Source organism: Stenomitos frigidus ULC18, from assembly GCF_003003795.1.
In the GTDB taxonomy this organism is placed as follows: Bacteria; Cyanobacteriota; Cyanobacteriia; order Leptolyngbyales; family Leptolyngbyaceae; genus Stenomitos; species Stenomitos frigidus_A.
Map to the genome: position 1 here is coordinate 107,188 of NZ_PVWK01000097.1, position 12,749 is coordinate 119,936.

The window sequence follows — 12,749 nt, forward strand, 5'->3', positions numbered from 1 at the left end:
ACTTTTATAGTTAGAAACGTCGAAGAATTACTGTTAGCAAAGGGATCACTATTGTGATTAAAATTTTTAAGCCTGTAGGCATTCTAGACCGTATTCAAGCAAAGAAACTCCATCTGGAAGTTGACAATGCCATCAAAGCAGGCAGCAAGATTGCGCTGATTGACATGCAAGCGGTGACATTAATCGATAGTTCTGCTCTCGGTGAATTGGTCGTGCTTTTGAAGGCCATTCGTACAAAGGACGGAAAATTGTGTTTCTGTTCAGTTGGGCAACAGCCCAAAATGGTCTTTGAGCTAACAGGCATGGAAAAAGTATTTCATATTTTCAGTGATCAAGAAGCTTTTCATCAACACCAAATTGCAATAAATCCTGAACACCACTTACTCCGATGAATCGGCACAAAAGCTAATGCGCAACAGCGACAAGTCGTCATCCAGAATCACTTTTGTGTTTAACGTTTTGACGTAATTCAAAATATAGTCTAGCCCGAACTGAGCGATCGTAGCTTGTTCATCAACTAGCAAGGCGATAAAAGCATCGAAGCCCCAAATTTCATTATTTTCTCGGAAAACTTCATAGACCCCGTCACTGAAAATATACAGCACACTGGTTGGATCGATGTCGCAACGTTGATCAACAAAGCGTGTATCAGGCAGCATGCCAATCGGCATACCGGTTGTTCGTAGTTGAGTAGATTGGAGACCCTGCTTAGTCGTGTGATTGAGCAGAATCGCCGGTGGGTGCCCTGCACTGGAATAGACAAGTTGCCGTTTTGCCTGATTGTAAACGCCGTACCAGATCGTAAAGTATTTATCGTTCTGGCTATCCATTTGAAAGGCTTCATTAAGAGCCGTTAAAACATGGCTGGGTTGATAGAAATTGACCCCATCCATAGACTGCGATCGCAGCATATTTAAAACTGAGATCGACGGTAAGGCTGCGCCTAAACCATGCCCAGAAACGTCTAATAAGTAAATCGCTAGATAGTCGGGATCAAGCCAGTAATAGTCAAAGCAATCGCCCCCAAGATGCTGTGAGGGTATAAAGCGTGAATCAATCGTGACGCTACCGCTGAGTGGCTTTGGCAATAGCGATCGTACATACTCTGCGGCCTCTTTAAACTCTGACTCTAGTAGGTGTTTCTGAGCCTTTAAGTCTTGGCTGGCGTGATACAACCTGAGTCCAGCACGGACTCGCGCCTTCAATTCGTTCAGTTCAAATGGTTTCGTTAGAATATCGTCTGCACCATTGTCTAACCCATACACGCGATCTTCGATCGCATCACGAGAGGTGAGCAAGATAAAGAAAGCGCTTGATAATTCTGGATCTGCTTTGATCCTACGGCAGACGTCTAAACCATCCATCAACGGCATCAGCCAATCACAAATGATGAGGGCTGGGTGGAGTTGTTGCGCCTGATTGATGCCCTCTAAACCGTCACTAGCAACTGCCACTTCATAGCCCTGATCGCTTAGCACTTTCCTTAGAACGACCTGAATGGTTCGATCATCATCAATTACTAGAACTTGGTGCATAGAAGACAGCGTTAATGGTTAAAGAATCAGTTTGCCCAGGATCAAGGAGGCAAAAAATGAGAGTGGGTTCGTCAGACGTATAATTCTGTAATGCAGTCGGTGAGTAATAGCCTCTCAGTCGATGGGCATGATTAAACTAGAGATGATGTTCGGGATGAAAGTGGTGCAACCTTCCGCTTGGAGTCAAAAGGTTGCACCACTTTTTTATAATTAGTCGCGACTATCCACTTATATTCAAGCAGCTAAATTAGAGGATTATTTGCCCTTGCAACCCCTCCACAAAGCTTTTCTTCAGGTCAACACAGACCTAAACGCGCTGGCTGAAGTGCTTTCATGTTTTGATCAGTTTAAGGGACCACCGCTTTCCGATCGCGACTGGTTGCAATGTCAACTGATTTTGGCAGAGGCGTTTACCAATGCTGTACGTCATGCACATAAAGATCGCCCAGTTGAACTTTTGATTGATATTGAAGTCATAACGTTTGCTACACAAATCGAAATACGGCTTTGGGACTGGGGTGATCCCTTTAATTTAGCTCACACGCTTGAACGTCTACCGTTAACATTCGCGCAGGAAGCTGAGGGCGGACGCGGCTTACAGCTAATGCGAAAACTTGCTGATAGCTTGAGCTATACACGAACGGAGCATCGAAATTGTTTGCTGATTGTCAAATACTACGACAAAGGATCAAGTAATACCTGAATAAATGCTATGAGGGTCTTCTGAGGCAGACAAGAAAGGTGAAACGTCCCTACAACCTTCCTCTCTCAATGCAGCATCGTCGCATGAGCCCATGCTGCATGGTAAACGGATTCAGCTTGTGGCTGCTAAAAAGAGGCGTACTTCATTCAGTATTTGTTGCAGTTGAGTGAGTTTTTCGGCCGCGCCCTGAAGTTCGTGCTGACGTGCCTGCCGTTCAACGTAATCGGCGATCGCAGACATTGCAGTTAAGCCAACATTAGCGCTTGCGCCTTTAATATGATGAGCAGCATGTTCAAGGTCACAAAAATGACGCCGAGCGATCGCGCTTTCTAGCGCCGTGAGGTGATCGTCGGCATCTGCAACAAACACATGCAGTAACTCAAGTTCGAACGCTGCATTCCCGTCTGAGAGTTGATGGAGATGATCCCAATCAATGAATGAAAATTGTAGCGATCGAACGTTTGCATCGTGGGCTGACTGCAACAAGGTACTTGGCTCAGTGCCATCTGCTTCAGTGCTGTCTCTCCCATTGGCGGCGACCCTAGTAGAACCATGAAGGGGTCCTTGTACCGCTCTAGTTTGCGTAGCGGTGCCAAGAACTGGTGGCATCATAACCTGGTTGACTGACGCTATATGGCTACGTGCAAGCAGCACCTGACTCCAATCAGTCAATTTGGCAGCTAACACCTCCTTCAGCAGTGGTTTGCTGAGGTAATCATCCATTCCTACAGCAAGACAGCGTTCGCGGTCTTCTTTCATGGCATTGGCAGTGAGCGCGATGATGATGGTTGGCTGTTTTCCATCCAAGGCTTGTTCTCCTTCGAGACGCCTGATTTCGCAGGTTGTGCTGTAGCCATCTAGTACAGGCATTTGGCAATCCATGAGCACAATGTCGTAAGTGGTTTGGCTCATCATTGTTAGCGCCACTTCGCCATTACAGGCAACATCGGCCATATAGCCCAGATATTTAAGCTGGCTTAACGTTACACGCTGATTGACCGCGTTATCCTCGACCAGCAAAAGCTTGAGGGTAGATGGTGCTGGTGTCGAAGCCGTCGAGGTCACATCACTAACAGGCGCGATCGCAGTGAGATTCTTATCAGCGATCGACTCCTGAGCCTGATCATTAAGACAGAGTGACGATCGTTCCGTGGCAGGGCTGGCTGGAAGCGACGCTCTGATCAACGGATCACTTATCAGTGTATTTATGATGCAGTCCATTAAGCGAGACTGCTTGACTGGCTTCACCAAATAAGCAGCAAAGCCCAACCCTAAAACCTGGCTACCACTGCCTCGGTGACTCAGGGAGGTCATCATAATCAACTTAGTCTTTGCCAGCAGCGGCTCGGCCTTAATTTGACGACCCAACATTTCGCCGTCCATCACCGGCATTTGCATATCCAAAATCGCTAGATCGTATGGCATGCCCTCGTTCGCACGCTCTCGCAGCAGTTGCAGTGCAGCCTCAGCATCCGCCGCTTCATCGATCTGCATCCCCCAGGTAGACACTTGATAGCGTACGATTTTACGGTTGGTGGCATTGTCATCCACAACCAGCAATCTGAGTTGATTGAAGGGCAGCGCGATCGTCGCTTGGGCTAGTGTCGCAGGCGGGTCTGGTGCGCGATCGAAGGTCAGCATGACCCAAAACCGCGAGCCTTTCCCCACTGTACTTTCAACGCCAATTTTGCCGCCCATTAGCTCTACCAATTGGCGTGAAATGGCTAACCCTAAACCGGTGCCACCATAACGTCGTGTTGTAGACGGATCGACTTGAGAAAACGGCTTGAATAGACGCTCTAACCCAGCAGCAGGGATCCCGATGCCCGTGTCAGCAACAGAGAACAGTATGGTGGCTGTCGTAGCCGTTTCGGCCATCAGCGAAGCTTGAACAACGACTTCACCCGTGCTGGTGAACTTAATCGCATTACTCACCAAATTAGTGAGAATTTGGCGCAACCGATTCGCATCACCTCGAAGCTGCGTCGGTAAATTGCGATAGACCAGTGTAGCTAGCTCCAGCTTTTTGGCTTGGGCGACGGGTGCCAGAAGATCTGCCACTTCCTCAAGGCAACTATTCAGGTCAAAAGAGAGCATCTCCAACTCCATTTCGCCCGCTTCCAGCTTGGAGAAGTCCAGGATTTGATTAATCAAGTTCAGCAGGGTTTCGCCACTCATCTGAATGGTTTCGACAAACTCCCGCTGCTCTGGGCTCAGAGGCGTGTCTTTTAACAGCCCAGTCATGCCCAGTACACCATTCATGGGTGTACGAATTTCGTGGCTGACGGTTGCCAGAAAAATACTTTTCATCTGAGACGCCTGCTCTGCTTCGCAGCGGGCTTGCTCTAGTGCAATGTTGTGCTGTGCAAGTTGTTCGCGCTGTTGGGTTTCGCGTGCCAGCAAATGCGCTTGTGCGAGAGCAATACCCACCTGATCCGCCAGTTGGGTCAGGAATTCCACTTCAAAAGCACGCCAATGTCTGGGACCAGAACATTGATGAGCCACTAGCAGCCCCCAAAGCTGTGCTTTCCCGGTTGCACTACGCCCTTGAATAATGGGAACGACTAAGTTCGCTTTGACTTGAAATTGAGTCAGCAGGTCGCGATGGCAGTCAGTGAGAGTTGCGTGGTCAATGTTATCGATCGCCTGCGTTCTACCGCACTGATACCTTTGCCGATCGCCTTCACCGAGACAGGTATCCCGAATGACCGACCCTAAGGCAGGTGACCAGTTGGCATCGACTGATTCCACAACCACAGTGCCAGCCCAGTCGGGCTCAAAGCGATGGATCAGGACGCGATCGGCTTGCAGAAACTGACGCACTTCAGCAACCGTCGTACTTAAAATATCGTCTAGATCGAGCGATTGGCGAATGCGGAGAGTAATGGCTGTCAGCAGGTAGGCACGGTGATTTTGACTTTCTAGCGCTTCCTCTACCAGCTTGCGCTGAGTGACATCACGAACGATAATCACGGCTTCATTTTCACCACTAACCGCAATGCGAGCTTCTTCGTAGTGCATGCCATCAGCAAGCGCAAGCTGATATTCACAAAATTGGAGTTCACCCGTACGGAGCGCTTCGGCGAGGCAATGCTGGCGCTTTTGAACCACGTCCGGTGGCAGCACATCTCCCTCCCGCTTGCCGACAATTTCATCGAACGGGAGGAGGGCATCAAAATGCGTTGCCGCTTTGGCATCTAGATAAACACCCTCGTGGTTAACGCGTAGCATCAAGTCGGGAATGGCGTTGAGCAGAGCTTGTTGGCGGCTTTCGGTTTTACGGAGAGCTTCTTCAACCTGCTTGCGATCACTAATGTCGCTAAAGGTGCAAAGGACATGCTGGAGATCGCCATCAGAGTTGAAGTGGGGGTCTGCGTTGACTAAGAGCCAAACCTGGTCATCATGTTTTGGACGGTAAACACCCATGACAACGTTATGCACAGGCTTGCGAGTCGCGATCGCCTGGGGTACTGGATGGGTTTCGCCAGAGAAAGGAGAGCCGTCCTCATGTATGACATGCCAGCGCTCGTCAAACGATGACATCCCCATCATTTGGGCTTCCTCCAACCCCAGCATCGTCAGGGCGGCTGGGTTAACCAGTAGCATCTCAGCCTCTGCACCCTGTAAAGCAACGCCAACTTGAAGACTTTGCACTAAATCGCGGAAATGGGCTTCGCTCTGCTGCAGTGCTTGCTCAGTCAGCTTGCGCTGGGTAATATCTTGGAGCTGAGAGACAAAATGGAGTGGCTTTCCGTTTGCGTCTCGCAGCAGAAAAGCAGTCAGTAACGCCCATACCGTATGCCCTCGCTTGTGGAGATAGCGCTTTTCCAGTTGATAGGATTCAATCTCTCCTGCCAGCGCTTGCTGAAAATAGCCCACGTTAACATCGAGATCATCGGGATGGGTCAGCGCTTGAAAGCTTTTTGTGAGCAGTTCTGCTTCGGAGTAGCCAAAAATTGTACAGATGGAGCGGTTGACTTGGAGACAGCGACCATCCAGCCCAACCAACGCCATACCGATCGCGGCAAAGTTAAAGGCACTGCGAAACCGTTCTTCGCTTCGTTGCAGTGCAACCTCTACTTGCTGCCGTTCACCCATAGCAGTGAGCAAGGCACCAAGGTTGAGGCGGCACTCTAACTGACTGACAACCTGGCGACTCAGCCGACGGAGTGCCTCGATTTCTTGCTGCTGTGGTTCGCGGGGTACGCGATCCATTACACAAAGGGTGCCGATCGCACATCCATTGGGTGTAATCAAAGGAGCTGCAATATAGAAACGGACATACGGCTCACTTGTAACCACCACATTTGTAGCGAATTGGGCATCGGCTGCTGTGTCAGGAATGATCAGCATCTCCCGTTGCTCAACGCATACAGGACAAAAGCCAACGTGCAGACCGACTTCGTCAATGACTAACCCGACTCTGGACTTAATCCATTGACGGTTATCAGCAACGAGCGTCATCATCGCCATGGGCGTACTACAGATCTGAGCTGCTAACTGAGTCAGATCATCAAATGCTTCTTCGGGAGCTGTATCCAGAATCTGATACTGGTATAAAGTTTCTAACCTTTTTGCTTCCTTATCCAGTCGGGCTGCCTTCATGCTCTACCTTAAGTTGCCTGAAACGCTCAGTTGCACCTGCATCAACGTGATTAAAGAGAAATATACAGCCCAATGATTGATGCATCACCTTGATTCTGACCCATTTTACTTAGCGATCATGCTTGCAGTCTGTCTCTTTGAAGCAATTTTGTCAGAACAGTAAAAAGTCACCTCAGTATGAATTCAATAGGCAGGCATGATCAGCTTTGTGTATCGATCAAAGGAATGAGTTTTGTTTACAAAGCTATAGCTGTTGCCACCGAGCTTAGGACATTTGGATCAAAGCGGATGTGGTGAAGCTGCCTCCAGCCAAGGATTTCACCTCTGCACCATGTCCTAACCCAGCTATTGCTTATTTATAAATTCATAGGCCACACCTAGAACTTTGCCTCTAACAGGCTGAGGCTGTTAAGAGTCTGCCCCAATCAATCGTGAGACTTAACTATGCTTTAAAAATTGACTGTGGAGCGAACGCCGTATCAGCAAGATTATGCTTTCAGCAGACGATAAGGTGAACCCGTTAATCACCCAGACACCACGACAAGAGGGTTATCGTTCCTAGCCAATAGATCCAGGCTGGCAAGCTGAAGGCATTCAGCCAGTCAAACGGCAGTAACAATAACTTGATCGACGAGAGGGTAATGATGAGCGTCATCATCAGCACGACTAAGGCCATTGATCTTTTGTAGGTTGTGCATCAAATTATAGTGGGCTCAGTCATTAGATCATGCCAGGTCCGAGGCTTTGACGTTCATCCTGCTCGTTGAGCCGCTGTTGTTTGCAATCGACTCTGTCGCCAGATCCAATTGCAGTCACTGACGACTAATCGAGTCGTGGCTTTGGTTTGTTCCCATCGTTTGCCAACCTTATTCTGTCTGCGGTGCCACCGCACCGTTTGTTGCCTGACAATGCCATTGGTTCTCTCCAGGCGTTGCGTCTTGTCTTTGCCAATATGGTGAAGCCTTTCTGGCTAGGCTGACCCCAGTCCAACAATCACCATGCTCTAACGCCCCAAGGAGACAGCGCTGCTGTTTTTTGAAACAAATGGCCATACGCTCACATCTTCGGTTTGCACCACTTGCACTTGAGCATGATGCACTAATGGTGCCTGCTAAGTGGCGGTACGCACAAGGCTGACAACAGTGTTATGAGCAAGTCCACGCGGCTAATGCCTCGCTGACAGCTACCTTCACTATGTGCCTATAGCACCTGCCGGATTTGTTCTAGAGTGACAGACCGGTGGTCGTACAAGGTGTCAAACCGTTTGTTGAACGTTTGCTTGCAATGGGGACAGAAATATCGCTGGCTGCCATTGGGCGCTTTGCTGTGTTTGTGTGTAATGGGATGACCGCAGAGCCGACATGCCATAAGTCTTGCTTAAGAGTAGAGGTCTCTCCACTTTACCTAGCCCACCTTAGCTTGATGCACTACCTGAAATTAAAACCATAAACTGACCAATGTGGACAACTTATGATTGGAGCCACCTTGTCACTGTACAGCTTGAAACTGATACAAAAAGGGCGAACGATGGGACTCGAACCCACGAGTGGAGGAATCACAATCCTCTGCCTTAACCACTTGGCTACGCTCGCCGTGCGCTACTCATTATAGCATTGCTTGAAGCGTCGTGGTATTTTCGTTCAAAAATCCTGCTGCTGGCAATGTTTGAAGCTGCTTGTCGTTGATCTAATTGATTCTTTTACCTGATTGCGAAAGGATGTTCATTCATAGGAGATCCGCCATAATTGATACAGTCTTTCTACTTTGCTGAACTCAGGGGGGTTTGAGGGTAGGCCGAAGCCCAGTTTTGCCTCGTCTCGTTCCCACCGTAGATCATCACACTAAGCAATGAGGTTGCAACAACCCAATATGGTTAACCATCTTAAGCCCATCAAAACGATCGCCACTCAACGTGGTCGCAGGCAAACGCTTAAAATTGGTGCCATTGCGGGTGGTTGTATACTCGCAGCGTTAAGCGGAGTGCTAGGAATCACCAATCCTGACCAGAAAGCCTACAATGAATTCGCGACTCAGGCTGCGATCGGCTATCTGAAAGTAGAAGTTTGTGCTAAAGCCCCTACCGCTTTTGGTTTGCAAAAGCTTTGTCAATCAGAACTAGAATCGAATCAGTCTAAGATTAAGAAGATTATTGTTGATGGTACTCAGAGGCAAGACTTTGTCCTCTTCAGCCGCTACATTACTGATTTGTCAATTAGCCCAGACCTGCCTTCTTACCATGTAGAAAGCGTTGGTGTACTAGGGCAGTTCATCATTTACAAAACGCAGAAGCAATAGGGCGATAGAGAGTTTTAAGTAGTCAGAATTATCATTTAGCTTTCAATGACCTTAATTGAAAGCTAAATCGCTGATTTAGCTAGCCTTCACTGTTGATAGAGTCGTTCTGAGAGGGATCTTGCTCGATCTCGTCTTTCCACGAAAGCATACTCCAGACAGTACTAAAGTTTCTTTAGCCAGATACTCCCACCTCTATTCTTCAAGCACAAGGGCATATCAGATTTAAATTTGTCTTCATGAAAATGCTCTAAAAAGGTGTTGAAGAGGCAAATTTCAAAAGCCGTATTATACTGCAAAAAAGCCCTCAATAGGTAATCTTCGTTCCAGGCTCGACCTTCATAAACCCAAGCTTTGGGATACTCAAATGGGTAGAAAATGTCGTGAAAATGAATGTATACACCATTCTGAAGACTGGGCAGAAGCTTAAAAAAGATATAGTTCACATCACTATCTACCTTTGATACATGAGTGGAGTCTATGAACAGAATATCTCCTGCAGAGAGTGACTGAAATACATCAACGTCTATCTCTTGAAGCTTTCGAGGGATGATTTTAATACGCTCTCGATCTTCAGGTTTGATTAAAGATTCCAATAGCTGAGGGTAAGGGTCAATAAATGTGCAAGAGATATGATTGTTAAAGAAAACTTCGTTTGTATCAAGCATGACGCAGGAAGAGTACCCTGAACCAACCTCTATAATGCTCTTCGGCTGTACATGGCGGATCATACAGTGTAGAAAAATTCCGTCAGAATAAGAATAGCTAGAATTTTCGAAAAAGTATCTTAACCCGTCTTTTTTACTTTCTGTAAAGGGTTGGCTGTTGTAATATTCCTGCAATGCCTTAAGCAATTCGAGTTGTTTCGGTTCGTTTAATGCAACCCCAGGAATAGAAGTGGGTACAATATGAAAAATCTCATTCGCTCTAGTCTTGATGTCATCAATAGATGGAATCGGAGAATAGAAGTGGCCCGGTGGAACCCATGTTTGCCACTCTTGTCCTTGTTCTTGTAGAGGCTGGCTTTCTACTTCAGGCGGCTGTTCCTTTGCCGCGAGTAATGCATCTCTCTCAATAAAAACCGCTTTAAGACGTGGCCAATGCTTAATTAGATTAAAGAGATAATCACTTGCCAACCCTCTGATGCTTTTCAAGATGACCTGCTCCTCTAGCTATTTTCTGATGCTCTTTGGCTGTTATATCGAAGCTCTTTAATCTTACGCGCTTCGCTCTTTGAATTTAAATTTCTTTAATTTTAAGCATGGTTGTTCAACAAAAAACCAGCTGCCGATACTCAGAAGCAAGGTTAGGACAAAAGAAAGTATGAAATAGGCGAAAAAGCCATACTTATTGTATCCAAAAAAGGTTAATGTTTGCTGAATAGGAAAGGCGTAAATATAGAGCCCATACGAAAAATCTCCGTACTTGTCAAAGCTTGAAAACGGCAAATAAATGGCTGTGCAGAAAACAATATAGCTGAGTAATATAGGAGCTATTGTAGGATAATATTGATACTTAAGGCTTAAAATTAGAACAGACAGGGCAAATAAGAGTATCTTTAGATCGATCAGAATTTCGGGAGCATAAAGATAAAATACGGCACCTGATAGGAAGTAAACGGACAACTTAAGATTTTGAATATCTAAGAAATAAGGTGAGACTTTAGCCGCTACTCCCGGAATGACAATATCAAGCGCATAGAGCAGCCAAAAACTCACGAACAAGCCCAGAATAGCGAAACGCTGCTTGCTCAGAATGCCTAACCACCCCAAAATAGCAACAGCGAGATAGCATCTGAACTCGTAAATTAATGACCATAATGAACCATTAAAAGCTCCTGGAAAAGGCATGTCCTTTTTTAAGAGTTGATTGATATCGTATTGCCTCATTTCTAGGAAGAAGTTAACCTTAAAATAGTCCAGTGGATTTTCAGGCTGAAATTGAAAATAATTTTGAAGACTCCCGTATTTTGCAAAGTGAATGATAGGTGCAAAAGCTAAGATCGTCAAAAGCATACATACCCAAAAGCCTGGGAAGATTCGTAGAGAGCGATTCCACAAGAAACGCCAAAGGGCTTGAGATTGTACATAGCTGCGAGTAATTAAAAAACCACTGATGACGAAGAAGCAGCAAACAGCAATACCGCCATAACTCTCTTGCTTGCTCCCAAGCATCCCTTCTAATCCAAAGTTTCCAAGAGAATGGCAGTGTGAAAAAATCACTAAAACAGCAAGCATGAAGCGAAGAAATCCAAAGCTGTTTTTTTTAGGATTGAATGCTTTCTGTAAGGGAATAGAATCTTTCGACATAAAATTTAAAATTTTGAATGAGGTACGAATTTAGGATTTATTTACAGAGAGTTCGGGCTTGCTGATATTTTATGGCTATGAATTGAAATTGCAATTTCCTATTCTATTCACTCTTGAAGCTTGAGATTTTTAACCGAGTGAGCGATCGCTCTAACTTCAAGTACTTTCTAAATACTTTCTCATCTTGATGAATATTCCATGCATTAAAACTAAATATTGATGACATATAACTCCATAAAAAACAATTAAACGGTATACATCCCAGTAAGAATTTACTCATGCTGTCCAAGACCAATTTTTCGATTGAAGCGAAACCACACATTTCTCATCCTCCAAAATTTACTGGTTTTCATCGCACCGATTTTTGCTTGAGATTGATCTAATTGAGCTTGCAGGGCATGAACTTGAGCCTGCGAAGCCTCAACCTTAGCCCGCATACTCTGAAGCTCAGTTTGGGATTGACTAATTAAAGTATTGAGAAAATCTAAGGTTCTCTTTTCAGTGCCTGGTAAGGGGAAGAAAATCAGGTCTCGCTTCAGTATCGAAATTTTTTCTCTTGCTATTCTCCAGCGTTCTTGCTTCTCAAAATTAAAAGTACCACTCAGCTCATCAGTAAAATTACTGGAGTTGCTTCCGTCTAGTCGAAAGCGATATTCACAAGTGACTTCGGGATAATACTTGGGCTCATGAGCGATCGCCAACTTAAGTAAAAAAGCATAATCCTCCAGAAGTGTGAATGATTCATCGAAGTGAACTACATCATCCTTGACTCGGTAGCGATCAATGATGTAACTATGTAACGGAATGAAATTTTCAAACCATAGCTCTGGGTAAAAAAACTTGGGTTTTCGAAAGAAGAAGTGATGCGACTGAATGTATAAATCACCCAACGCGTCAATCTCACAAAGTGTGCCTACAGTATCTGCATAAGCCCAAGCTGATGAATAATTCGCCTCCAACGTCTTTACTAAAGAGGCGATATGAGTGGGGTATAAAATATCATCGTCATCTAAAAAACCAATATATCTACCTGCAGCGGCTGCAATGCCCAAATTTAAATTCTTAGCACGCTCATCTGAATTCGTGCAGTTCCTAACAGTTTTTATTGGCAAACCACGCAGGATATATGTCTTACAAAGTTCTGTTACCTGTGCAAAATAATCATCACTTTTAGACTGCACAACTACCACAGCTTCACATTGTGCATAAGTATTACAAAGAACGCTAAACAGTGCTTGATCTAAGAAATCAATTCGGTTGGGAACTGTGCGTATCACAATTGACGCTTTTACATTTTGCATCAGA

Annotated in this window: 8 protein-coding genes, 1 tRNA gene and 1 pseudogene; 3 read left to right on the plus strand and 7 right to left on the minus strand. The window is 45.8% G+C overall.

The features are described from left to right. Positions 1-53 precede the first annotated feature (53 nt). A complete protein-coding gene (locus tag C7B82_RS17290) occupies positions 54-392 on the plus strand; it encodes an STAS domain-containing protein (protein WP_219904550.1) in 339 nt (112 codons plus the stop codon). On the opposite strand, the gene C7B82_RS17295 is transcribed toward C7B82_RS17290, so the two are convergent. Beyond that, complete coding sequence (locus C7B82_RS17295) at positions 381-1,535, minus strand: PP2C family protein-serine/threonine phosphatase (protein ID WP_106257522.1); 1,155 nt, start codon at positions 1,533-1,535, stop codon at positions 381-383. The two genes, C7B82_RS17290 and C7B82_RS17295, sit on opposite strands and share 12 nt — an antisense overlap. Positions 1,536-1,800: 265 nt before the next feature. Here C7B82_RS17295 and C7B82_RS17300 point away from each other — a divergent pair, with 265 nt between their 5' ends. Next, positions 1,801-2,238, plus strand: a complete 438-nt coding sequence (locus C7B82_RS17300; protein WP_106257560.1) for an ATP-binding protein — start codon at positions 1,801-1,803, stop codon at positions 2,236-2,238. A 111-nt stretch (positions 2,239-2,349) separates the two neighbouring features. On the opposite strand, the gene C7B82_RS17305 is transcribed toward C7B82_RS17300, so the two are convergent. The 3 genes and pseudogenes from C7B82_RS17305 to C7B82_RS17315 form a co-directional block, all read right to left on the minus strand. Then, positions 2,350-6,843 (minus strand): PAS domain S-box protein, encoded by a 4,494-nt coding sequence (locus C7B82_RS17305; protein ID WP_106257523.1) that lies wholly within the window; start codon positions 6,841-6,843, stop codon positions 2,350-2,352. A 751-nt stretch (positions 6,844-7,594) separates the two neighbouring features. After that, a pseudogene (locus tag C7B82_RS17310) lies at positions 7,595-8,211 on the minus strand (IS1/IS1595 family N-terminal zinc-binding domain-containing protein). 151 nt (positions 8,212-8,362) lie between these two features. Beyond that, positions 8,363-8,435: transfer RNA gene (locus C7B82_RS17315), tRNA-His, on the minus strand. 256 nt (positions 8,436-8,691) lie between these two features. Here C7B82_RS17315 and C7B82_RS17320 point away from each other — a divergent pair. Continuing rightward, positions 8,692-9,138, plus strand: a complete 447-nt coding sequence (locus tag C7B82_RS17320) for a DUF4359 domain-containing protein (RefSeq protein WP_106257524.1) — start codon at positions 8,692-8,694, stop codon at positions 9,136-9,138. A gap of 161 nt (positions 9,139-9,299) precedes the next feature. Here the strand turns inward: C7B82_RS17320 and C7B82_RS17325 are convergent, their stop codons facing one another. The 3 genes from C7B82_RS17325 to C7B82_RS17335 form a co-directional block, all read right to left on the minus strand. Beyond that, complete coding sequence (locus tag C7B82_RS17325) at positions 9,300-10,289, minus strand: class I SAM-dependent methyltransferase (RefSeq protein WP_219904551.1); 990 nt, start codon at positions 10,287-10,289, stop codon at positions 9,300-9,302. A 63-nt stretch (positions 10,290-10,352) separates the two neighbouring features. Next, positions 10,353-11,444, minus strand: coding sequence for an acyltransferase family protein (locus C7B82_RS17330; RefSeq protein ID WP_106257525.1), 1,092 nt, complete (start codon positions 11,442-11,444; stop codon positions 10,353-10,355). A 272-nt stretch (positions 11,445-11,716) separates the two neighbouring features. After that, positions 11,717-12,745, minus strand: a complete 1,029-nt coding sequence (locus tag C7B82_RS17335) for a glycosyltransferase family 2 protein (RefSeq protein ID WP_146141181.1) — start codon at positions 12,743-12,745, stop codon at positions 11,717-11,719. Positions 12,746-12,749 lie beyond the last annotated feature (4 nt).

What these genes read in the sequence shown, in the direction of transcription:
- C7B82_RS17295 (WP_106257522.1), bottom strand. Translation starts at nt 1,535, where the DNA reads ATGCACCAAGTTCTAGTAATTGATGATGATCGAACCATTCAGGTCGTT.
- C7B82_RS17335 (WP_146141181.1), bottom strand. Translation starts at nt 12,745, where the DNA reads ATGCAAAATGTAAAAGCGTCAATTGTGATACGCACAGTTCCCAACCGA.
- C7B82_RS17305 (WP_106257523.1), bottom strand. Translation starts at nt 6,843, where the DNA reads ATGAAGGCAGCCCGACTGGATAAGGAAGCAAAAAGGTTAGAAACTTTA.
- C7B82_RS17320 (WP_106257524.1), top strand. Translation starts at nt 8,692, where the DNA reads ATGAGGTTGCAACAACCCAATATGGTTAACCATCTTAAGCCCATCAAA.
- C7B82_RS17330 (WP_106257525.1), bottom strand. Translation starts at nt 11,444, where the DNA reads ATGTCGAAAGATTCTATTCCCTTACAGAAAGCATTCAATCCTAAAAAA.